At 44.1% G+C, this 21,704-nt stretch carries 21 protein-coding genes and 2 pseudogenes; 18 read left to right on the plus strand and 5 right to left on the minus strand.

The features are described from left to right. Positions 1-30 precede the first annotated feature (30 nt). A complete protein-coding gene (locus tag VQ00_RS14635) occupies positions 31-594 on the plus strand; it encodes a TVP38/TMEM64 family protein (RefSeq protein WP_046180867.1) in 564 nt (187 codons plus the stop codon). A gap of 71 nt (positions 595-665) precedes the next feature. Here the strand turns inward: VQ00_RS14635 and VQ00_RS14640 are convergent, their stop codons facing one another. Continuing rightward, entirely contained in the window at positions 666-1,061 is a 396-nt protein-coding gene (locus tag VQ00_RS14640; protein WP_425388389.1) for a VOC family protein, read from the minus strand. 87 nt (positions 1,062-1,148) lie between these two features. On the opposite strand from VQ00_RS14640, the gene VQ00_RS14645 reads away from it, so the two are divergent. Next, positions 1,149-2,024, plus strand: coding sequence for an SDR family oxidoreductase (locus VQ00_RS14645; RefSeq protein ID WP_046180868.1), 876 nt, complete (start codon positions 1,149-1,151; stop codon positions 2,022-2,024). A gap of 311 nt (positions 2,025-2,335) precedes the next feature. Here the strand turns inward: VQ00_RS14645 and VQ00_RS18660 are convergent. Beyond that, a pseudogene (locus VQ00_RS18660) lies at positions 2,336-2,434 on the minus strand (TetR/AcrR family transcriptional regulator); the annotation flags it as partial. Between the two features lie 166 nt (positions 2,435-2,600). On the opposite strand from VQ00_RS18660, the gene VQ00_RS14650 reads away from it, so the two are divergent. The 9 genes from VQ00_RS14650 to VQ00_RS14690 all read left to right on the plus strand — a co-directional run bounded on the left by VQ00_RS14650 (position 2,601) and on the right by VQ00_RS14690 (position 10,336). Beyond that, the gene (locus VQ00_RS14650) at positions 2,601-3,794 is read left to right on the plus strand and encodes an MFS transporter (protein WP_046180869.1); all 1,194 of its coding nucleotides are present in this window, start codon (positions 2,601-2,603) and stop codon (positions 3,792-3,794) included. A 142-nt stretch (positions 3,795-3,936) separates the two neighbouring features. Beyond that, positions 3,937-4,356: an Rrf2 family transcriptional regulator gene (locus tag VQ00_RS14655; RefSeq protein ID WP_046180870.1), complete on the plus strand. Its 420-nt coding sequence runs from the start codon at positions 3,937-3,939 to the stop codon at positions 4,354-4,356. Between the two features lie 26 nt (positions 4,357-4,382). Continuing rightward, the gene (locus tag VQ00_RS14660; protein ID WP_046180871.1) at positions 4,383-4,700 is read left to right on the plus strand and encodes an IDEAL domain-containing protein; all 318 of its coding nucleotides are present in this window, start codon (positions 4,383-4,385) and stop codon (positions 4,698-4,700) included. Positions 4,701-4,778: 78 nt separating this feature from the next. Next, entirely contained in the window at positions 4,779-5,882 is a 1,104-nt protein-coding gene (locus VQ00_RS14665) for an NADH-dependent flavin oxidoreductase (RefSeq protein WP_046180895.1), read from the plus strand. A gap of 18 nt (positions 5,883-5,900) precedes the next feature. Then, complete coding sequence (locus VQ00_RS14670; RefSeq protein ID WP_046180872.1) at positions 5,901-6,095, plus strand: 2-hydroxymuconate tautomerase; 195 nt, start codon at positions 5,901-5,903, stop codon at positions 6,093-6,095. Positions 6,096-6,286: 191 nt separating this feature from the next. Further along, a complete protein-coding gene (locus tag VQ00_RS14675; protein ID WP_046180873.1) occupies positions 6,287-7,033 on the plus strand; it encodes a metal ABC transporter ATP-binding protein in 747 nt (248 codons plus the stop codon). Further along, complete coding sequence (locus VQ00_RS14680; protein ID WP_046180874.1) at positions 7,030-7,890, plus strand: metal ABC transporter permease; 861 nt, start codon at positions 7,030-7,032, stop codon at positions 7,888-7,890. Before VQ00_RS14675 ends, VQ00_RS14680 begins: the two co-directional genes overlap by 4 nt. Position 7,891: 1 nt before the next feature. Further along, complete coding sequence (locus VQ00_RS14685; RefSeq protein WP_046180875.1) at positions 7,892-8,818, plus strand: metal ABC transporter substrate-binding protein; 927 nt, start codon at positions 7,892-7,894, stop codon at positions 8,816-8,818. Positions 8,819-8,896: 78 nt separating this feature from the next. Continuing rightward, the gene (locus VQ00_RS14690; RefSeq protein ID WP_046180876.1) at positions 8,897-10,336 is read left to right on the plus strand and encodes a DEAD/DEAH box helicase; all 1,440 of its coding nucleotides are present in this window, start codon (positions 8,897-8,899) and stop codon (positions 10,334-10,336) included. 139 nt (positions 10,337-10,475) lie between these two features. Here VQ00_RS14690 and VQ00_RS14695 read toward each other — a convergent pair whose 3' ends face one another. Further along, the gene (locus VQ00_RS14695; protein WP_046180877.1) at positions 10,476-10,835 is read right to left on the minus strand and encodes a DoxX family protein; all 360 of its coding nucleotides are present in this window, start codon (positions 10,833-10,835) and stop codon (positions 10,476-10,478) included. Between the two features lie 137 nt (positions 10,836-10,972). On the opposite strand from VQ00_RS14695, the gene VQ00_RS14700 reads away from it, so the two are divergent. Continuing rightward, positions 10,973-12,586: a methyl-accepting chemotaxis protein gene (locus tag VQ00_RS14700; protein WP_046180878.1), complete on the plus strand. Its 1,614-nt coding sequence runs from the start codon at positions 10,973-10,975 to the stop codon at positions 12,584-12,586. 80 nt (positions 12,587-12,666) lie between these two features. Here VQ00_RS14700 and VQ00_RS14705 read toward each other — a convergent pair whose 3' ends face one another. Together VQ00_RS14705 and VQ00_RS14710 are read right to left on the minus strand one after the other, a co-directional pair. Continuing rightward, complete coding sequence (locus VQ00_RS14705; RefSeq protein WP_046180879.1) at positions 12,667-13,245, minus strand: HAD hydrolase-like protein; 579 nt, start codon at positions 13,243-13,245, stop codon at positions 12,667-12,669. Next, positions 13,246-15,111, minus strand: a complete 1,866-nt coding sequence (locus VQ00_RS14710) for a DUF4084 domain-containing protein (RefSeq protein WP_052728569.1) — start codon at positions 15,109-15,111, stop codon at positions 13,246-13,248. It lies immediately after the preceding gene. A 295-nt stretch (positions 15,112-15,406) separates the two neighbouring features. Between VQ00_RS14710 and VQ00_RS14715 the strand changes: the two genes are divergently transcribed. The 6 genes and pseudogenes from VQ00_RS14715 to VQ00_RS14740 all read left to right on the plus strand — a co-directional run bounded on the left by VQ00_RS14715 (position 15,407) and on the right by VQ00_RS14740 (position 21,524). Continuing rightward, on the plus strand, positions 15,407-16,600 hold the full coding sequence (locus VQ00_RS14715; protein ID WP_046180880.1) for an acetate kinase: 1,194 nt from the start codon (positions 15,407-15,409) through the stop codon (positions 16,598-16,600). A gap of 159 nt (positions 16,601-16,759) precedes the next feature. After that, positions 16,760-17,779 (plus strand): tyrosine-type recombinase/integrase, encoded by a 1,020-nt coding sequence (locus tag VQ00_RS14720; protein WP_046180881.1) that lies wholly within the window; start codon positions 16,760-16,762, stop codon positions 17,777-17,779. 38 nt (positions 17,780-17,817) lie between these two features. After that, positions 17,818-18,042 (plus strand): annotated as a pseudogene (locus VQ00_RS14725) (7-cyano-7-deazaguanine reductase); the annotation flags it as partial. Positions 18,043-18,834: 792 nt separating this feature from the next. Then, a complete protein-coding gene (locus VQ00_RS14730) occupies positions 18,835-19,842 on the plus strand; it encodes a hypothetical protein (RefSeq protein ID WP_156154081.1) in 1,008 nt (335 codons plus the stop codon). A 517-nt stretch (positions 19,843-20,359) separates the two neighbouring features. Continuing rightward, entirely contained in the window at positions 20,360-20,545 is a 186-nt protein-coding gene (locus VQ00_RS14735) for a hypothetical protein (protein ID WP_046180883.1), read from the plus strand. Positions 20,546-20,549: 4 nt separating this feature from the next. Beyond that, the gene (locus tag VQ00_RS14740; RefSeq protein ID WP_052728571.1) at positions 20,550-21,524 is read left to right on the plus strand and encodes a hypothetical protein; all 975 of its coding nucleotides are present in this window, start codon (positions 20,550-20,552) and stop codon (positions 21,522-21,524) included. Positions 21,525-21,704: the final 180 nt, after the last annotated feature.

Consider the following 21,704-nt stretch of genomic DNA (forward strand, 5'->3'; position numbering starts at 1 on the left):
GCTGCACTACAAGAAAGAGGTGGGACCGGTATGATGGGAGTGGAACGGTGGATCGAAGAAGTTATCCAACAGGCTGGCTGGCTTGGGCCGGTCTTCTTTATTCTGCTGCATATCGTGCGGCCGTTTTTCTTTTTACCGGTTGTGGTTGTCTGCATCGCCGGTGGGTATTTGTTTGGATTCGTTCAGGGAACAATTTATTCGATGATCGGCCTGTCGCTAATGGGAGCGGTTTTTTATAAAATTGTTAATTGGTTTCCGTCTGTGCGGGAACGGGTTTTGAAATTGAAGAGGAAAGTGGCGGGGGAACGGAAAATGACAGTCGGCCAGGTAATGATTCTTCGGATAATGCCGTTTGTTCATTTTCATTTGCTGTCGGTTTATTTGATGGACATGACCAAATCATACCGGGAGTATATGCAGTATTCTATACTCGGCGTTTTCGCACCGGCTGTTTTGTATACGGCATTTGGCAAAGCAATTGAAGAGATGCCCTGGTATGTATCAATTATCTTTTTAGCGTTACTGATCTTTTTATATGCGCTTTTAGAACACCGAAATAAAAAGCGGCACCCTGAATCCAAGGAATCATACTAAACTGAAACTAGTTATTTTTTATTTCACTATGTGCAAAATTCAATTATAAATTCCTCAAACAAAAAAAGCGATCAAGAAGACCGCTCTACGTGTAGTTCGATTAAATTTCCATCTGGATCTGCGACAAACAACTGGGCAAAACCGCTGATGCTGTTTGGTTTTTCCAGCACTGCAATATGATGTTTTTTCAGCCATTCAAGCGAATTTTCATAGCTTTTTACCCGAAGAGCTATGTGGCCTTCCCGGCTTGATAAAAACGGATCGCGGCGAATGGTCTGTGATTCCGGCAAAACGAGCAAGTGAATTTGCTGATTTCCGGCGGCGTACCACGCGCCTTCAAAGTCAAATGGAGGACGTATTAGTTCCGGCAGGCATAAGACACTCCCATAAAATTCTTTTGATTTGGCAAGGTCGGTGACATTGAGACCAACGTGATGAAGCTGCTCGTATTCAATCATATTCAACATTCCTTTTTTTCACCATCATACCATGTTTATCTTCTTTTTAGAGGGGAATACTTTTCTTGTAGAATAAAATGGATGGAGTTGGATACTATGGAAAAAGACAAATTTGAACGAATTGATGAGCAGACACCTCCGCAAACGCAAAGCCAGCAGCCAGGAATCGAATCGGAAATGACACCGGAGCCGATTTACGATGATCAGGATTATCAAGGATCGGGCAAATTAGCCGGCAAAGTGGCACTTGTAACAGGCGGCGATTCCGGAATCGGCCGTGCAACAGCGGTTGCGTTTGCGAAAGAAGGAGCGAACGTGGCAATCGCCTACTTAAATGAAGACGGCGATGCTGAAAAAACGGTACAGATCATTGAGTCATACGGGGTGAAAGCATTAAGTGTCGCTACAGACGTGAGCGACGTGGAAAATTGCAAAAAACTCGTGGAAAAAGTGGTTGCGGAGTTCGGCAGCTTAAATGTACTCGTCAACAACGCCGGCAAGCAATTCCCGACGAAAGACTTTTTAGCGATTACGCCGGAGCAGCTGCAGGAAACGTTTCAGACGAACATTTTCTCGATGTTTTATTTAACACAGGCGGCTCTTCCGCATCTGAAAAAAGGGGACGCGATTGTAAATACATCTTCGGTGACCGCGTACCGCGGCGCGCCAGAGCTGATCGATTATTCAGCAACGAAAGGCGCGATTACAACCTTTACACGCTCACTCGCGGCGAATTTGGCTGACAAAGGCATCCGTGTCAATGCCGTTGCGCCAGGCCCGATTTGGACGCCGCTTATTCCGGCCACGTTTGATGAAGAAAAAGTGGCTAAGCATGGCGCTGATACGCCGATGGGACGTCGCGGCCAGCCTTCTGAGAATGCGCCCGCTTATGTTTATTTAGCGTCAAACGATTCGACTTATGTAACCGGCCAGACGCTTCATGTAAACGGCGGCGACTTTATCACCTCTTAAACTGCACACCCCTGCTGTTGAAAGCAGGGGTTTTATCCATGAAAAGTTACCGGTTGTATGGTAATTTGTTAAGGAGCCGGTTTTTGACCCGAAAGCACTCGGCATTAAAAACACGGACTTCTGGGAAAACGAATAAAGAAAGTAAATAAAAACGAGCCGTCCATTGTTAGGACGGCTCGTTTTTTGTTTAATAATCAAGCTGTTCCCGGCGGCGGTCTACACGCTTAAATCGTATAAACAGGACTAACTTTTAGAATGAAAAAACTATTTTTGTTTTATTAGTTTTCGAAGACAAAAGAAAGAGAACAGCTTTTGCTGATGCCGAGCCTCCGCGCGAGGTCGTCCATCGTGAACTTCATGCTCTTGTCGAGAATCTCTTCGATGAAGACATTCATAATGCGGTCTTTCATGTATCAATCCTCCTGATCATGAAACTAAAAAAACAAAAATAGTTTTATTCGTTCTTTCATTATCATACCTGCTCTAAAAAAATCGTCAAATCTGGCATAAATTCATTTCCGTTTCCAAAACAATTTGCTAAAATGAGCAAGCACATATAAAAGGAGGGTTTTTTTCATGACCGGTGATCAGCGGAAAAAGTTGATTATTTTAATGATCAACATGTTTATTGCCATTGGCAGCTTCGGCATCATCATTCCGATTTTGCCGGCATATTTAGATTCAATTAACGAAGGCGGTATGGCCGCGGGGCTGATGATCGCCATTTTTGCAGGCGCACAGCTCATTTTTTCACCAATTGCCGGGAAATGGGCGGATGATTACGGCCGTCGAAAAATGATTATTTACGGCTTATTTGGACTTGCCGTTTCAAGTTTTGTGTTTTATTTTTTCGATTCGATTTGGATGCTCTACGTATCCCGCGTAATCGGCGGCATTGGCGCGGCCCTGCTTATCCCGGCCATTTTTGCGTATGTGGCGGACATTACATCGTTTGAGCAGAGGGCAAAAGGAAACAGCTTTATTTCTGCAGCAATGTCGTTCGGGATTGTGGTGGGCCCTGGGATCGGCGGCTTCCTCGCTGACTTCGGCTTAAAAGCGCCGTTTTTGATTTCAGCGATTGTTGCCTTGTTTGCAGTCTTTTTCTCGATTGTTTTATTGAAAGAACCGGATCGTCCGGAGCAGCCAGCCGTGATGGAGCGCCCGGCGGAAGAGCCGATGGTGAAAAAGCTTGCCCGTTCGGTGACGATGCCGTATTTTATCCCGCTCGTCATCACTCTTGTGATGAGCTTCGGCTTAATGGCGTATGAATCGGTGCTCGGCTTATTCGTTGATGACGAGTTTGGGGCCACGCCGCAGGATATCGCGCTCATGATCACATCGACAGGCATTGTCAGTGTGATCGTGCAATTGTTTATTGTCGACCGGATCGTGACGAAATACGGTGAGGGAAAAGTGCTCAATGTCTTTATAGCGGTGGCGGCGCTCGGATTCTTTCTTTCGCTGTTTGCCAAAAACTACTGGCTGTTTTTCGGCATCTCGCTGCTTATTTTCTGCGCGACGTCGATTTTGCGGCCGGTCTTGAATACACTCATTTCAAAAATGGCTGGCAACGAGCAAGGATTTGCGATGGGCATGAACAATATGTACATGAGCATCGGAAATGTGCTTGGACCGACATGCGCTGGTCTTTTATACGACGTCAATATATTATTTCCATTTATGCTCGGCCTTGTGCTGCTCGGGATCACGTTTTTTATTACGATCCTATGGCAAAAACGGGCTACGAAGCAAAACGTGCTGTCTTCCTAATCGGAAGGCAGTTTTTTTAAGAGGAAAAAGTCTCAAAAAGATGTATTGACAATAATTCAATAGTCATGTAAAATCACTTCCATTGACTTTTTAAACTGTACAAAATAAGATTACAGTATGTTTCTGAAAGGGGAACACATGGTTGAATAGTAATTTCACCATTGCCGTTCACAGCCTCGTTTACTTGGCTTATTTGCCAGGTCATATGGCATCAAGTGAAGCGATTGCGCATAATGTAGCGACAAACCCCGCGCGCATCCGAAAAGTGATGAGCATGCTCCGTAACAGCGGATTTGTAAAAACGAAAGAAGGAATCCGAGGCGGGTATATGCTCGGTGAGGACCCGGAAAAAATTACGCTTGGCCATGTATATGAGGTGATATCGCGCGGCGAACTGCGGCCAACCTGGCAGACAGGAGACCCGGAACAAGGGTGTCCGGTTTCATCGAATACGCAAGGTATAATGGATTACATTTTTAAGGAAGCGGAAGATACGTACGCTTCCTTTTTATACCAATTCACGGTTGCCTCTGTTTTACAAAAAATTAAAGCAGGTGTATAACCGTTTGAAACAGGGAAGTGAAAGAAATGGGGAACAAAACACAATTTCATGTTGGTGACTGGGTACAAGGCGAAACGTGGGACAAACAGAGAATCTACGGATATGTCGTAAAAATAGAAAACCCGGAAGACATTATAAAAGTGTATATTGTCGATTCAGTGAATGAAGAGCTGACCGGACGAATGATCCGCGTGCTTACAAAATCATTGCAGCCCGTGCTGGAACAGGAGCCAGTCGAAGCATCTCTTGAACAGCTCATTGATATGGCGCTGCTAACAAAAGATGAAGAATGGTTTGCGCAATTATCTGCAGAATTGCGCAAACTAAAAAAGCAATATTCATAATCATGTCAGTCGCCCGCTGCATCAACGCAGCGGGGGATAGTCAACAAAAGGAGTTTTACAATGAAATCAATCAATGCAATGAAATCAACCTATGCACCGTTACTGGAAACTTTTTCATTAAAAAGCGGTGTTGAGTTAAAAAACCGCATCGTGATGGCACCGATGACCAATTTTTCATCGAATGATGACGGGACGGTGACCGAAGCGGAAGTGGCGTATTATGCACGCCGGGCAGAAGGTGTGGCGGCGGTAATCACCGCTTGCACATACGTAACACCAAATGGGAAAGGGTTCCCGGGTGAATTTGGCGCCGACCGCGATGAGATGATTCCCAGTCTCGCGCGTCTTGCGTCTGCGATTCAGGAAAAAGGCGCCAAAGCGATTTTGCAAATTTTTCACGGCGGCCGCATGGTGCCGCCAAACTTAGTGGATGGGGATGTCGTCAGCGCAAGCAACGTGCCGGCAGAAGCAGAAGGAAGCGCTGTACCGCGTGAGCTTTCTGCTGCAGAAGTGGAAAACATCATTGCGGCGTTTGGTGAAACGACACGCCGCGCGATCGAAGCGGGCTATGACGGGGTGGAAATTCACGGCGCCAACGGCTACTTGATTCAGCAATTTTTCTCGCCACATTCCAACCGCCGTACTGATAAATGGGGCGAACGCCTTGCTTTTCCGCTTGCGGTTGTTGATACGGTGAAGAAGGCCGCTGAAAAAGCAGACCGCCCGTTTGCAGTCGGCTATCGCTTTTCACCAGAAGAGCCGGAAACACCGGGTATTACAATGGCAGATACGTTAGAACTGATCGATGCCTTAAAGGAAAAAGAGCTTGATTACCTGCATGTGTCCCTTATGGAATTTTGGTCCGAGCCAAGACGCGGTGTTGATGATACACGCACACGTCTGGAAATTATTAAAGAACGCGCTGGAAATACGATACCGGTCATCGGCGTCGGGTCGATTTACAAAGCGGATGATGCGATAAAAGCACTTGGAACGGGTGTTGACCTCCTTGCGATTGGCCGCGGGCTTATTATCGAGCCGGATTGGGTACAAAAAGTAGAGAATGGCCAGGAAGAAACGATTGCCGTGAAAATTGACAAAAACGCGCAGGAAAAACTTGTTGTGCCGGATCCGCTTTGGAATGCGATTGTAAACACGCCGGGCTGGTTTCCAGGCGTTTAAGAGAAAGGGTGAAAACATATGCCGTTTATTACCGTGAAAGTATTAGAAGGAAAAACACCCGAACAAAAACGTGATTTAGTGAAGCGCATGACCGCCGCTGTCAAAGAGTCGTTTGACGTTGATGCGGACAAAGTTTTTGTCTTTTTTGAAGACTTGAAACCGAATGACTACGGCAAGCAAGGCGAACTGTATTCATTTAAAGATGAAAAATAAGTGAAAGGGCTGCCCCAACTAAAGTTGGAGCAGCTCTTTTTTTATTGACAAAATAGTTTCATTCAATTTAAAATGTTGCTATAAGGAAACTTTCTTTGATAAGGGCATAAGAATATTGTAGCTACTTTTTTTGGGATTAAAGTTGCCTTTGCGCAAAATATTTTTAAGAGGGAAAGAAAGGAGTGTTCAACATGATACCCGCTATTCAGGTCTCAGAATTATCCGTTTCATATCACGGACAGAAAGCCATTCAAAGAGCTGATCTTATCGTTGAAAAAGGGAAATTAGTTGGTATTATCGGACCGAATGGAGCGGGGAAATCCACGTTTGTGAAAGCAATGCTGTCGTTAATTTCAAGAGACGGCGGCACAGTCCGTTTCCAAGGAAAATCCTTTAAGGAGATGAGGACCTCCATCGCCTATGTGCCACAGAGAAATGAAATTGATTGGGATTTTCCAATCACGGTGTTTGATACCGTCTTAATTGGTACGTATCCAACACTAGGGTTTTTTAAAAACCCAGGGAAAAAGGAAAAGGAATGGGCTCGGGTTTGTTTGAAAAAGGTCGGAATGGAACCATTCTCAAAAAAACAAATTGGTGAATTGTCAGGCGGCCAGCAGCAGCGTGTTTTTCTCGCCCGTGCCCTTGCACAAAAAGCGGAAATTCTATTTTTGGATGAACCGTTTGCCGGGGTGGACGTGGCAAGCGAAGCAGCGATGATTGCTTTATTAAAAGAGCTTGCTGCCGATGGGAAGACTATATTAGTTGTCCATCATGATTTAAGTAAAGCAACCGAATATTTTGACCAGCTGTTGCTTTTAAATAAAAAAGTGATTGGTTTTGGAGACGCTGAAACGGTTTTTAAACGAGAACTTTTACGCCAAGCTTACGTTCATCCTCTCTCATTTCTCGATCAAAAGGAGATGGCAGACGCATGAATTTTTTAGAAGCCATTTTTTATTATGATTTTTTACAAAAAGCGCTGCTTACCTCTGCGATGGTCGGCATTATTTGTGGCATGATCGGGTGTTTTATTATTTTGAGGGGCATGGCGCTTATGGGTGACGCGATTTCTCATGCCGTTCTTCCAGGTGTAGCCATTTCGTATCTGTTAGGGATACCATTTTTTATCGGAGCTGTTGTCTCAGGCGTTGTGACGGCGGTAGCGATTGGGTTTATCAGCCAAAATAGCCGGATAAAACAGGATATTTCCATTGGCATCATGTTTACCTCTGCTTTCGCGTTCGGCATCCTGCTCATTACCGGGATGAAAAGCAGCACCGATCTTTATCATATCTTGTTCGGGAATGTGCTTGCCGTACGCACAGCAGATATGTGGGCAACACTTGGCATCGGATTTGTTGTTTTTTTATCGATCGTCCTTTTTTACAAAGAACTGCTTGTTTCTTCTTTTGACAAGACGATGGCACAAGCATACGGATTGCCGGTGCAATGGATTCACTATATTTTGCTCGTGCTCCTGACGATGGTGACGGTGGCGTCCTTGCAGACAGTCGGCATCATCTTAGTTGTCGCGATGCTGATTACGCCTGCTGCAACCGCGTATTTGCTGACAGACCGTTTGTGGGTCATGTTGTATGCATCTGCACTGCTTGGCGTTATTTCATCGGTTGCCGGTTTATACATTAGTTTCACGTATAATCTGGCTTCCGGGGCAGCCATTGTTCTCGTCTCCACTCTTTTGTTCCTTCTCGCGTTTTTTCTGGCTCCAAAACAAGGCCTGATCTGGCGGAGAATGAGAACTTATGCAAATACGGAAAAGGGGGAAATATAAAATGAAAAAATGGATGATTGGCATGATGGGTCTGCTGCTTTTGCTGGCGGCCGGCTGTGGAAAATCGCCAGAAGGAGCAACTGAACAGGAGAAGATGCAGGTGGTCACCACGTATTCCATTTTATATGACATTGTTAAAAATGTTGGTGGAATGCATGTGGATATTCACAGCTTGGCACCGGTCGGTTCGAATCCGCACGAATATGATCCGCTGCCGGCGGATATTCAAAAAACAACGGATGCCGATGTCGTTTTTTATAATGGACTGAATTTAGAGGCAGGTCGTTCATGGTTTGACAATCTGCTCGAAACAGCCGGTAAATCCGGTGAGAATGCCCCTGTTTTTCGGTTAAGTGAGAACGTAGAACCAATGTACTTAACGACGAAAGGGAAAGAAGGAGAAGAAGACCCACATGCATGGCTGGACATTCAAAACGGTATTCGGTACGCGGAAAATGCCCGGGACGCGTTAATCAAAATAGACCCAGATCATGCAGAGGATTATGCGCAAAATGCGAAAGATTATATTGCGAAATTAAACGATTTGCATCAAAAAGCGCTAGAGGAATTTAATCAAATTCCGCCTGAAAAAAGGTTTCTAGTGACGAGCGAAGGCGCCTTTAAATATTTTAGTAAAGCCTATGGGTTTAATGCAGGGTATATTTGGGAAATTAATGCTGAGAATCAAGGGACGCCGGACCAGGTTCGTTCCATCGTAGACCTCATTCGTGACAAACAGATCCCCGTTCTTTTTGTCGAATCGAGTATTGATCCGAGAAGCATGCAAATGGTGTCCGATGAAACGGGGGTGCCGATTGGGGGAACTCTTTTCACAGATTCACTTGCACAGCCGGGGGAGAAAGGGGATACCTACTTCGGCATGATGGAATCGAATCTGGAAGTAATAATGGAAAATGTGAAAAAATGAAATTAAATCGGCGTTCTATGGAAAACTACCGTATAATGAGAAACGTTCATCACTATAGAAAAAGAAGGTAATAAATCCATGGAAAATAACTTTAGCCAATTTTCGATCAGTGCAGATATTCAGAAGGCACTCTCCGAATTATCTTATACGAAACCGACCGATGTACAAAAAGCCGTCATTCCTGCCGCTCTTTTAAAAAAAGACTTGATTGTTAAATCCCAAACCGGCAGCGGCAAAACCGCATCCTTTGCAATCCCGCTTGTCCAGATGACGAACTGGGATGAAAATAAGCCGCAGGCACTTGTCTTAACACCGACACGGGAGCTAGCCGCGCAAGTAAAAGAGGATATTACAAATATCGGCCGGTTTAAGCGGACAAAAGCCACCGCGGTCTACGGAAAATCACCGTTTGCCCGCCAAAAGCTTGAGCTCAAGCAAAAAACACATATCGTCGTTGGCACGCCGGGGCGTGTTCTTGATCATATTGAAAAAGAAACACTTGATGTGCAAAAAATCCGTTTTCTCGTCATTGACGAAGCGGATGAAATGCTGAATATGGGGTTTATTGAGCAAGTATCCGCCATTATTGAAAAATTGCCACAGGACCGGGTAACGATGCTGTTTTCTGCGACGTTCCCGCCGGACATCGCCCGCTTATCGGAGAAATATATGAACACGCCGGAGCGGATTGAAGCGGCGAAAGAAATGACGACGTCATCGATTACACACGCCGTTATGGTGACTGTGGAGGACCAAAAAATCCGCTCATTAAAAGACGTTCTGGCCGTAGAAAATGCGGACAGCGCGATGCTATTTTGCAGGACGCAGGAGCGCGTGGAGACGCTGTTTGACACACTCGACCGGGCGGGCATGTCATGCGGCATGCTGCACGGGGGCATGATGCAGGAAGACCGATTCGCCGTTATGACGGAATTTAAGCGCGGCGAGTTTCGCTACTTGTGTGCAACCGACGTCGCTGCCCGTGGCATTGACATCGAAAATGTGCCGCTCGTTATTAATTTTGACGTGCCGCTTGAAAAAGAAAGCTACGTGCACCGCACTGGCCGGACCGGCCGTGCAGGCCATACCGGCCGGGCGATCACATTAATGACGCCTTTTGAAGAAAAGTTCGTAGCAGAAATTGAAAGCTATATCGGATTTGAGCTGCCGCGTAAAGATCTGCCATCTCCATCCGAGATCGCAGCCGCCAAGCCTGCGTTTGAGGAAAAAATGGCCGAACGTCCGCAAGTAAAAGAAGACAAAAGCAAAAACGTAAACAAAGACATTATGAAGCTGTATTTTAACGGCGGCAAAAAGAAAAAGCTGCGCGCGGTTGATTTTGTCGGCACCCTTTCCAATTTGCCAGGGTTGAAAGCCGAAGACATCGGCATCATTACCATTCAAGATAATGTCACCTACGTCGATATTTTAAACGGCAAAGGTCCATTGGTATTGAAAGCGATGAAAACAACCACTGTCAAAGGCAAGCAGCTGAAAGTGCAAAAAGCGAGAAACTAATGGATTCGATTCGTGAGCAGGGTCTCTGTTTCGTGACCAACGGCTTCATTTCGTGAGCAAAGTCAGACTTTCATGACCAATAGCATATTTCACAAGTAAATCCAAAAGACGCCCGGTGCAGCCATCGGACGTCTTTTGGTTATTGATCGATATTTTTTGCCCCCTTAATGAGCAGCCATTGAAGCGGCAGCCGCCCCCATAAGGCCCATTTTGGCAGCTGCTTATTTCCGAGCGGAATGTTTTTCGCTGCCATGTACACGTTGGCCGGGAAAACGGCCGCCAAAAAACCCGGAATCGTTTTAGTGACAAACGACGTGCGGCGGTCGAGCAGCAGCACGACACCATAGAGAATTTCAATGACACCGGAAATCGCGACGATCGCTTTTTTAAACGGCAAAAAAGCAGGCACAATTGCTTCAAATCCTTTTGATCGTGTAAAATGGGCAATGCCCGCAAACAAAAAGCCCGCCCCATATAAAAGCCTTAGTATCGTTTTCAACTGAATCCCGTCCTTTTCTAAACGCTCTTTAAACCGTAGTAAAAGAAAAAGATTTTGTCAAATTTTAACGAAATATTAAAAAAGTAGTCAAAATGATGTGGGGCATCCTGTATAATGAACGGGAGAGGGGGAGAAACATGAATCGTCAGTCAGAACGCAGTGCCTTGCAGAATGTGCAGGCCATTGCGAAAAAAATTCAGCCATATATAAAGAACGAACAATTTGTTGAAGACTATTACGAAGAGCTTCACCATTTACTTGATGAAGAACTACAAGACAACGAGTACCTTTTAATTGTAGATGAAACAGGATTGGCCCGCATTCATACAAATAGGCTGCGGGAAGGAGTCGTTTTTTCGGATGAGACGGGCCAGCGTGCCGCTCAGACGAAAGAGCCAATCGTCCAGCAATATGCGCGGGATACGGGAGAATTAATCATGGATGCGTCCGCACCTATTCACTTTTTAGAAAATGGTAAGCGCTTTAATTTGCGCCTTGGAAAAATCTCGCAGCAGCCATTTTTACGCCCGGCGTTTGGAGCAATCAGTACGCTGCCGATGCTGGCCGCGCTGTTCTCGATTTGGCTGACAGGCCAGTTGACAGACACGGTTGCATTTTTGTTGCTTGCCGTACTCGCTGTCACAGCAATTGCCGGCCATTTTTTGTACCGGACGGTCACCTCGGAAATTCGAACGTGGTACCGGTTGACGAGAAAAGTGTCAGCCGGGGACTTAACATCCGAAGTGAAAAGCGGACGCCGGACCGAATTTCATCAAATTGGTTTTGAGCTTAATAAAGTCGTCCTTGGGATGCGCAATATGATGAGCGAGCTGCAAAAATCTGCTCAGTCCGTTCAGCATGTGTCAGGGACGCAAGCGGAGCAGTCTGCCCGCCTGCTTGAGACATTTGAAAGCCTGTCCGGCACGATGCAGGAATTTCAATCAGGTTCTGAGATGCAAATGTCGTCGCTGCAGTCCGCACATGCGGTCGTGCAGGATATGATGGCAAGCATTCGCGGCATGGAAAAAGAGATGGATGCCACGTTTGCATTGTCCGAACAAACAGCGGAATCAGCGGGCCAGGGTGCACAAATAATGCGTGAAATTGAAGCAGACATGGTGCACGTGCAGGAAGGAATCGGCCAGGCAGCAGGCAAAATGAGGGCCGTTTCCAACGATACGGATGCCACAATGGCCATTGTTACGTCCATTACCGCCATTGCGGCTCAAACGAATTTGTTGGCGTTGAACGCGTCTATTGAAGCGGCGCGGGCGGGAGATGCTGGCCGCGGATTCGCGATTGTGGCGGAAGAGGTCCGGAAATTGGCGGAAGAAACGAATATATTTTCTGCCGATATTTTGTCTGCGCTTGAAAAAACACGTGATGATATTCATCGTGTGGCGGAGCAAGTAAAAAACAGCCGGAGCGGGATGGAATCGAGCGTTCGTCATATGCGGCAAGCGGGGGAGACGATTCTCGGCTTAAATACCATTGCCTCTGATACATTGAGCGCCGCCCGCAGCAACCGGACGTACGCGACACGCATTCTTCAGGACGGCGAACAGCTTGAGACGGTTATCCATGACGTCAATCACATCGCCGAACGATTTACCGAACAGGTGGCGCGGACAGTTGGAGAAATGGATCAAAATAAACACAGTGTTCATCAAATGTCGGAAGATGCCCGTCGTCTTTCTGCTGATACAGAAGGCTTGAGCATGATCGCGAAACGGTTTAAGCTGGCAAAATAAAAGAAATGTCCGCCGAATAAAGTCGGAGACATCTCCCAAAAAATAAAAATCGAACCTTTATGAGGTTCGATTTTTTTACGTTATTTTACTTTTTTATAAAATGTCTCGTCATATACGTCTAAATAAATATCCGCCTCGATGTCCATATTCTGAAAGGCCACGGTTTTCATCCCGGCTGCCCGCGCTGGAATCAAGTCTAGCGACCGGTCGCCAATCGCCCAGTCGAGTCCATATTTTTCGTGCAAATACAAATACGCTGCAGCATCCGGCTTGCGTGGAAATCCGTCATCTTCCGGGCTGACAATTTCATCAAAATAATCAATTAACCCCCATTTTGTCAAAAGGTAAGTAGTAGAAGCTTTTGTCCGGTGCGTGACAATGACATTAACATCCGCTGCAGCCAGGACTTCTTTTACCCCGTCAAACGGCAGGCAGCCTGACTCTGATTCTTTATGGTCAAGCTCCGCAAACATCGGGCGGAAATCATCCGAGATGCCGTAATGCTCAAACGCGAGCTTTGAATTTTTCTTCAGCCAGCGCAGCGCTTCAGTCCGGTCCACCGGCTTGCCATGAGCCGCTTCATGAACCGCCGCAAAGCTGTTCACAATAGCCGGATACGTATCAAAAATCGTGCCATCTAAATCCCAAAGTAACTTCATTTATACGTTCTCCTTTTCATGTTCGAAATAAAATCGGTAGGCGCCTTTTCCATTCTGTTTCACGTCATACATCGCCATGTCCGCTTTTTTGATCAATTGTTCTGGCGAATCTCCGTTATCAGGATACACGGAGATTCCGATGCTCGGCGTAAGAAAGAGGGCTTGGCCAGCCACATGATGCGGCTGGCTGATTAAACCAAGCAGCCGCATGGCCACATCCTGCACTTCCTCAAGTTTGGAAAACTCGCTGAGCAGAATCGCAAATTCATCGCCGCCTTGCCTTGAAGCCATATCACCCGTGCGAATCGATGAGAGCAGCCGGCTGCTGACAGAAACGAGCAGATCATCGCCAGCATCGTGCCCTAACGTATCGTTAATCTTTTTAAATCCATCTAGGTCCATGTACAAAATCGCAAATGCTTTTTGGTTGTCCTGCACAAGCTTCATCAGCTTTTTTTCAAATGACAGCCGGTTCGGCAGACCGGTCAATCCGTCGTGATACGCTAAATGTTTCATTTGGCGCTGTTTGTTTTTTTGCTCAGTAATGTCTTTGCCAATGCCATAAATGCCGGTAACACGTCCGTCCACCACAATTGGAATGTTCGTGATATTAATAATAAATTGCTGGCCGGTTTGGCTGCGAAGAGTTACTTCAAATTCGCGTGCTTCTCCATTAAATAAGAACGGATAATGCGCCATAATCCGTTCTTTATCTTCATCTGCCACAAAGGAGGTGCTGAGCAGGCCAATCGCCTCGGTTTCATTTGAAAAACCGAGAAGGCTTGCAGCCGCCTGATTCATCGATTGAAAGCGGCCGTCAAGGTCCACCGAATAAGCGGCTTCCGGGTAATAATCAAATAATGAGCGGTAGCGCTGTTCGTTTATAGACAACTGATCAGAGCGCTGCAGCAATTGGTCATAAAGCGTACGATTTTCCACAATGGTCACCGCTTGTCGGATCATGAGCAAAATAATCGAAACCGCCGCTCCGATCGTTAGCGCGTTAAAGCCGGCATAAAAGATCATAAAAATAAACAGCACGGTGACCGAAGCATACGGAATGAGCAGGCGTATTATTGAGGTGCTTTTCAAGCGGGTCTCAGGTTCAGCCGGTGCATCCCCATACAGCCGGCCGGCAAGTGCAATCAATAAGGCAGATAAAATATACAGAGGGTCGGTTATATTTCCGGACTCATAGCCATTATTTAAAATGAAAAATAAATGAATGGAATTAGCGAAAATCTGCACGAACAAGCCGAACAAAATAAAAAGCATTTCTTTTTTTGCCTGTGAATGATGTAAGCCGAAAAATAAGGTAGATACAGCCAGCAAAAGCCCAAGATCTGTCACAGGATAGCTGAGCGTGACAAGCAATTCAAACGGCGTTGCTGCTACATCCTCTAAAATATGCTGAATGAGAAAGTGCCAGCTGAAACTAATCGCAACGGTCATCGTGATCAGCATATCAAACACCAGGCGGACCGTCTGCACCGTAAGGCGTGTTTGTTTAAATTTGATCAGAATGGCAAGCGAATAAAATAAAACATGCGCAATAAAAAAGATATCCAGGAATCCAACTGTTGGTATCTTCATCCGCCAGAATGATTCAAATAGAAGCCATAGGCATTCTCCCAAAAAGTAGAACGTTAACCCAGAGGCCAGTAACTTCCAAAAAAATCGGTCTCGAACATGAGGGGATCTAATCATTTGCAACAGCCACACGAGGGCAATGCCGATTGCGACGACCGACAGCACGTTTCCGCCGAGCGTCTTCATCCATTCCTGATCTTCGAAAACAAACAGCCAGCCGTAATAAATACTTATGTATATGAAAATGAACAGCTTAACACGCGAGCCTGCATTCATAAACCGATCCTCCAAACGAAAAAGCCTTCTCAGTATTTTAGCATAAAAAGAAGCGATTTCGACGAACGGCTTTTTCATGGTAGAGATTAGTTGAAAAACATCCCATTTTTTTGAAAAAGCACAAATAAGAAAAAAGCAGACAATAGGAAGCGAATTTAAAACATAGAAGAGATTTGTCGGAAAATATTTATTATTTCATGTAAACGGTTTACGAGAGAAGGAATGCTTGCTATTTTGTCTGGAACACGTTATTCCTATATATAGAGATAAATTGTTCGATCACGAGGAGGATATAATGTCTAAAGTAATTGCGATTAACGCAGGAAGTTCATCATTAAAATTTCAGCTGTTTGAAATGCCCATGGAAACGGTGCTGACGAAAGGACTTGTTGAGAGAATCGGCTTGACAGAGTCTGTTTTTTCGATTACAAAACCCGACGGCACAACAGACACAGAAGTAACGGACATTCCGGATCATGCAGTCGCGGTTCAAATGCTGCTGTCGAAGCTTGTCTCCAACGGCATCGTCGCGTCCCTTGACGAAATCGACGGCATCGGCCACCGCGTCGTTCACGGCGGCGAAAAATTCGACGATTCGGCGATTATCGATGAGGCAACGCTTACGGAAATTGAAGAGCTGTCAGAACTCGCACCGCTTCATAACCCGGCGAACGTAACGGGCATCCGCGCATTTCGCGCCGTGCTGCCAAGCGTACCGGCCGTCGCGGTATTTGATACGGCGTTCCACCAGACAATGCCGGAAAAATCATTTTTATATAGCCTGCCATATGAATATTACAAAGACTACGGCATCCGTAAATACGGCTTTCATGGCACATCGCACAAATATGTATCTGAGCGCGCAGCGGCACTGCTTGGCCGTCCAATCGAGCATTTGCGCTTAATTTCATGCCACCTTGGCAACGGTGCCAGCATCGCGGCGATCGAAGGCGGGAAATCAATTGATACATCGATGGGCTTCACACCGCTTGCCGGCGTTGCCATGGGAACACGCTCCGGTAACATCGACCCAGCGTTAATGCCCTTTATTATGGAAAAAACCGGCCAGACAGCGGACGAAGTGTTAGACACATTGAACAAAAAAAGCGGTATGCTTGGCGTATCCGGCGTGTCAAGTGATCTTCGCGACTTGTCAAAAGCAGCTGAAGAAGGCAATGAACGTGCGGTTACAGCGCTTGAAGTATTCGCAAGCCGTATCCACAAATACATCGGTTCCTACGCAGCGCGCATGTCCGGTGTGGACGCCATCATTTTTACAGCAGGAATTGGTGAAAATGACATTGCATCACGGGCACGCATTATGCGCGGCCTTGAATTTATGGGCGTTTACTGGGACCCGGCACTAAACAACGTGCGCGGTGAGGAACAATTTATCAGCTACCCGCACTCACCAGTGAAAGTCATCGTCATTCCAACAAACGAAGAAGTGATGATTGCCCGTGACGTTTCTCGTTTAGCAGGCGTGTAAGGCGTTTCTTCAACGTTTAGCGTGAATGCTTGGTGATGGTTACAGGTCGGGAAATGGGCTTTTAAATAGCATATTTGGTGAAATAAAACCATGACCAGAATTTCACCTTTGAACCCTCTTATGTGTTGAAAACCATCACACACTAAGGGGGTTTTTTCATTGGTAAAAAAGAGAAGAAAAACACAGGTGCAGGAATCACTGTCGATTGAAAAAGCAAGAGAGGTTATCATAAGAATTAAGAAGCTTGAGGGTCTATCAAAGCATACTCTGGAGAACTATCAGAAGCTGTTTAATGACCTTGAACGTTGCTTTTCCAAAAGAAAGCTCGTTTCCAACTTTACCATTGAAGATGCCAGACGCTTTATTGACTGGCAATTGAATGAAAAAGAGCAATTCAAAGAAGTGCGATTCAGACAGGATAAGAAAATTGGTGTCTCGATCGGTTCAGCTAATTCGTATCTTCAGTATGCCAAAGCCGCTTTCAATACACTTCAAGATGAAGGATACCTTGAAGAGAATGTATGGGAGTCATTAAAGAATATTAGGAGGCAGCAGGAGCAGGTTGACACGCTTTCTGAGGATGAGATTACAAGGATGTTAAACGTGTTAGATCGAACGTGGTATGCGGATTTCCGGGCTTATGTACTGCTTCATACGTTATTGGATACCTTTGGGCGGATTACTGAAGTGCTGAGTATTAAAAAGAAGGATATCGATTATCAAAATGCCTCTATCACATTTCAACAGACGAAAAACAATTTGTTCAGGATTGTTCCTATTACAACGAGAACATTAGATTTGCTTGAACAGTTAATCCGTGAAACAGAGGAGTTTGATTCTGAGTATATCTTTTTAACGAATACGGGAAAACCGCTGGTGAGCGGCACAGTGCGAAAGCAGCTAAGAGACATTGCCGAAAAGGCAGGGGTCAAACGAAGAATCTATCCTCACTTATTCAGGCATACAGCATCTAAAATGTTTCTGGAACAGGGAGGCTCGATGAGGGTGCTCCAGAAAATCCTAGGGCATCGTGATATTCAAACTACAATGATCTACTCTCACGTATTTGACACGACTATAAAGAGTCAGCACGAGCAGTTTTCACCTATTAAGCATTTGGATGAGAAGCAGGGTTACAAAACAAGAACAAACAAAAAAGGCAGGCTAAAGAGACAATGAGGAAATAAGGGAGCTAAACCGCTTCGTTTCACCTGCTCAATCATGACAACCTTCATGAGGACTGCATGAACATTATCTTAAACGACCTCGTTGAACTCATGGACCCACGCTACATTGAAGTATGGGGCAAATTCACGCCTCGTGGCGGCATTTCCATCGATCCGTACACGAACTACGGCAAGCCGGGGACGAAGTACGAAAAAATGGCGGAGTACCGGATGATGAATCATGACTTGTATCCAGAGACGGTGGATAATCGGTAAGGGGCAGGAAAAACGAGCGTGGTCACACGAAATTGGCTTAAATGTGACCACGAAAACAACTTTTTTTCGAAAAATGTGACCAAAAATGTGACCAACAGAAGTACAAAATAAGGTGATGTGACCACGCATTATACGTATAAAGAGACATCTCTATTTGGAGATGTCTTTTTTATTAACAAGTATGTTTGTGAATAAATTTCTCACCCTTTCATTATACATTCTGTTGTAGGCTGGCGATGTCCGGCACGAGTGCTTTTGCTATCCAAACGTTAATGAGACACAAAAAAATTAATGTGACGATGCGTTACGTTGCAATGTGGGGAAATGAACTGAGGGAGCAAAATGATAAGTACAATCCGCTTAACTTTTTAGATATTTAATCGATTACAAAAGACTACACATAAGAAATCCTTCATGCTTCCCCTGTCAAAGGTGGCATGAAGGTTATTATTTAAAGATGTAGTTATTCTTGCTGCTCGGACACATACAGCAGCCCCTTTTTTTCTATCTGCTTCTTCAATTCCTCGGCAAAGGGGATTGAAGAATGAATAGTAAATATTGCATTCGAACTGTAATCTTTAAATAGGATGTTCTCAATATGCTATGGACATTTAATTACTAAAATGTATACTCTTAGTATTGGGTAAATTGGTTCGAATCTACAAAAAGTCCAATTGTATTATAGAGTGCCTAGAGATAGAGTAGATAGCCGGATATAACACAGAGAGCGTTCTAAAGTGACTTACTATTTAAGTGGGTTACTAACGTGTCAGGGAGGAAGATGAATTAAGTATGATACAGAGAGATTTTATGAAAATGGGCAGGTTGCTGACAAAACTTGTCGCAGTGCCGCTATCCTTTACCATACTGAGCGGCTGTTCAAACAGTGATTCTGCTGTAGCATCAAAAATGATTGACAGCATTGAAGAAAAAAACTATGGAACAGCTGAAGAAATTTATGAGAGGGCTTTAGCGGAGGCAACGACAAAAGAACAAGAGGAAATAAATCAGACCGTCTCCAACACACTCCAGGATTATTTAAAAGAAAAGCACAAACAGCTGAAAGATGGAGATATTTCCGAAGCCAACTTCTATAATACAGTCACGGAAATTGAAGCGTTGGTGATTGACGATAAAGATCTCTCCACAAAAATAGAGTCTTATAAAAGAAAAAAAGATGTAGCAATAAAAGATGTAGCAATAAAAGATGTAGCAATAAAAGAAAGAAACGTTTATACTGCCTCGGACATAATGGTTGCAATTGAAGAAAAAGATTATGAAGAGGCCACAGCTATGTATCAAGAAACTATAACAGGAATCTCAGAAGACAAAAGAAAGAAATTTGATCAATCTATAACCGATACAATTAAACCTTATATTGAAGGCAGGTACGCTAAAATTGGTCATGAAGCAGACACAGAAGCTGCAATTGTAGGAATGTTAAAAAGCATCTTGGAAAACAATATCGGTGGAAACACTTTAGCCAGCGTGATCGATTCATACCTTGCACCAAAAGAAACAACAAATAGTGGTGGTGCACAATCCGAAACGATTATTGAAGCGGGTGATTTAGAAGAAAATTCACCGTATACAGAAGAGGAGCTTAACGGCGATCCGCAGGCACCTTCTACAAATCCAAATGACTACAATGAGAACGGCGAATATGTTCCAGCGGATGGTCCTTCCGATAATCCTGAAGACTATAACAGCGGTGGAGAATACAAGCCAGTGGAAGACATGACACAGGAAGAAATTGAAGCGGAGCTTGGCGGAATGCTTGAAGGAAGTTTAGTTCCATAATGATGATTGTAAGACCCCTCAAAAAAAGAGGGGTCTTATTTTGGTTTTGCCGCTTATCATTTAAAATCTCACATATGGTTGAGGAAGAAGAGTGGGGTGTTTAATGACCATTTTCGAAAGTTGTTCTAGCAAAACAGGCATAAGTACCTCCTTCCCCGCAATCAGCCTCATTTCTCACACGTGCAAATGCTTTAGCAGCATGATTAAAACCTGCTTAATAAACATGTTTTTTTCGTATGGTTTGCGTGTGAATAAAATTGGATTTTTATCTCGAGCATATATCATTTATTTATATGTACGTCAATAGGTATATAGCATATTTATTTGACAAATTGATGAATAAATGATATAATAAGAGAGTAGTCAAGAGAAGTTGTTGACTACATATCTAAGAATAATTGATTTGAAAAATCGATTCGTTGGCTAAAGCATATCTTATCCTTGCCTTCAAATAGTGAAGGCTTTTTGTGCTTTATACAATTAGAAGCGTTTTCAAAGTAAAGGGGGAGTACAACAATTGAATCAAGGGTTTTTCTTTTGCTATGACAGAAAGCTAATGATGTGTTTGAAAGGAGAAGGATTGACATTTATAACATGTGCATTACATGAAACAACTCATAACAAGTTTTGGCTATTTGAAAGAAGTCCAGAGTTGGACAAAGCGTTAAGTAAAATTGTTAAGCAAATTAAAAAAGGGGATTAGGCAAGTGGGAAAGAGATTAACAGAAAAAGAGTTAAAAATGATGATAGACTATAATGACAAGGAGAACTATTTGTTGATGCCGAACGAAATTATTGAAATACTGGTAAAGGATAAAGAATTGAATAAGGTGAAAGCACCTCATATTGCGGTTGCTTATATATATGTCTTTTTGGTTACATGGCTTTATCGTTATGCTAAATATGGAATGATGGAATTGGACAATGTAACAGATAAAGCAATCAAGAAAATCATGGGTATTGCTGAAACAAGTAGTGAATATACCTACATCTTTAAAAAAGGTGGCGTGCTTGACCGTTTAGGTATTACAGCAACACATTCATTTAAAAAAGCACCTGTGGAATGGTTTCCAGATGAAGATGGAGATTATGGTTTCCCCCAATTCGCTTTCTTTGAAGAGTGGGATGAAGAATTAAGGAAGCTTTGGACAAATGGAGAAAAGCTTAAAAGACGCCAGATTAAAGAACCATTACTGGCAACAGGTTACAGAAATCCATTGAACGAAGAAGACATAAAAAAAGGGGAAGAAACGGATTACAACGGCACATTCTATGAAGGGGGAAAAGAGTACACTCACATGGTTGGTATGGATGCTTTTATAAAATGTATGACTACAGAAGGCTTAGGAATTAATGCTTTCTACATGCTTTCATTCCTGCGTAGTCGTTATGGTAAAAATACTGATGTGAGCATTTCATTGGAAACTATTTCGGCGGAGAGTGGTATTAAGCCAAGTACAAGAGACGCAGTATTGAAAATGCTTAAAGCGTATCATATGCTTGCTTGTATACCAGCTGATTTTTGTCTAGAGCGTGGAGATTATAAAACCGACGCCAGTACATACTGTTTGATAGAAGATAAAACAGAGTGGAACACAGAACCAAACTATACTTTTCCGAAACGCAAAGTATACCACGTTACAAAGCACCTTGATTATAAAGAACCTGTTGAAGAAATTTAAAAGGTACGAAATTAGAAGTATATTAATATATACATATGTATTGATAAACAAATAAGTCTTATTGGGTAGCAAGTGATTAATATATATTAATTTACCTCGAATATCATACGTTTTAAAAACATTTAAGAAGAACACAGCAAGCGGTAGAGTATTTGGAATTTTCGATTAGCACTAGGTTGG

Source organism: Domibacillus tundrae (assembly GCF_000970675.1).
Taxonomy (GTDB): domain Bacteria; phylum Bacillota; class Bacilli; order Bacillales; family Domibacillaceae; genus Domibacillus; species Domibacillus tundrae.

Excerpts from the sequence above, each read along its gene's own strand:
- VQ00_RS14635 (WP_046180867.1), top strand. The coding sequence starts at position 31 with ATGATGGGAGTGGAACGGTGGATCGAAGAAGTTATCCAACAGGCTGGC.
- VQ00_RS14640 (WP_425388389.1), bottom strand. The coding sequence starts at position 1,061 with ATGTTGAATATGATTGAATACGAGCAGCTTCATCACGTTGGTCTCAAT.
- VQ00_RS14645 (WP_046180868.1), top strand. The coding sequence starts at position 1,149 with ATGGAAAAAGACAAATTTGAACGAATTGATGAGCAGACACCTCCGCAA.
- VQ00_RS14650 (WP_046180869.1), top strand. The coding sequence starts at position 2,601 with ATGACCGGTGATCAGCGGAAAAAGTTGATTATTTTAATGATCAACATG.
- VQ00_RS14660 (WP_046180871.1), top strand. The coding sequence starts at position 4,383 with ATGGGGAACAAAACACAATTTCATGTTGGTGACTGGGTACAAGGCGAA.
- VQ00_RS14665 (WP_046180895.1), top strand. The coding sequence starts at position 4,779 with ATGAAATCAACCTATGCACCGTTACTGGAAACTTTTTCATTAAAAAGC.
- VQ00_RS14670 (WP_046180872.1), top strand. The coding sequence starts at position 5,901 with ATGCCGTTTATTACCGTGAAAGTATTAGAAGGAAAAACACCCGAACAA.
- VQ00_RS14675 (WP_046180873.1), top strand. The coding sequence starts at position 6,287 with ATGATACCCGCTATTCAGGTCTCAGAATTATCCGTTTCATATCACGGA.
- VQ00_RS14680 (WP_046180874.1), top strand. The coding sequence starts at position 7,030 with ATGAATTTTTTAGAAGCCATTTTTTATTATGATTTTTTACAAAAAGCG.
- VQ00_RS14685 (WP_046180875.1), top strand. The coding sequence starts at position 7,892 with ATGAAAAAATGGATGATTGGCATGATGGGTCTGCTGCTTTTGCTGGCG.
- VQ00_RS14690 (WP_046180876.1), top strand. The coding sequence starts at position 8,897 with ATGGAAAATAACTTTAGCCAATTTTCGATCAGTGCAGATATTCAGAAG.
- VQ00_RS14700 (WP_046180878.1), top strand. The coding sequence starts at position 10,973 with ATGAATCGTCAGTCAGAACGCAGTGCCTTGCAGAATGTGCAGGCCATT.
- VQ00_RS14705 (WP_046180879.1), bottom strand. The coding sequence starts at position 13,245 with ATGAAGTTACTTTGGGATTTAGATGGCACGATTTTTGATACGTATCCG.
- VQ00_RS14710 (WP_052728569.1), bottom strand. The coding sequence starts at position 15,111 with ATGAATGCAGGCTCGCGTGTTAAGCTGTTCATTTTCATATACATAAGT.
- VQ00_RS14715 (WP_046180880.1), top strand. The coding sequence starts at position 15,407 with ATGTCTAAAGTAATTGCGATTAACGCAGGAAGTTCATCATTAAAATTT.
- VQ00_RS14730 (WP_156154081.1), top strand. The coding sequence starts at position 18,835 with ATGATACAGAGAGATTTTATGAAAATGGGCAGGTTGCTGACAAAACTT.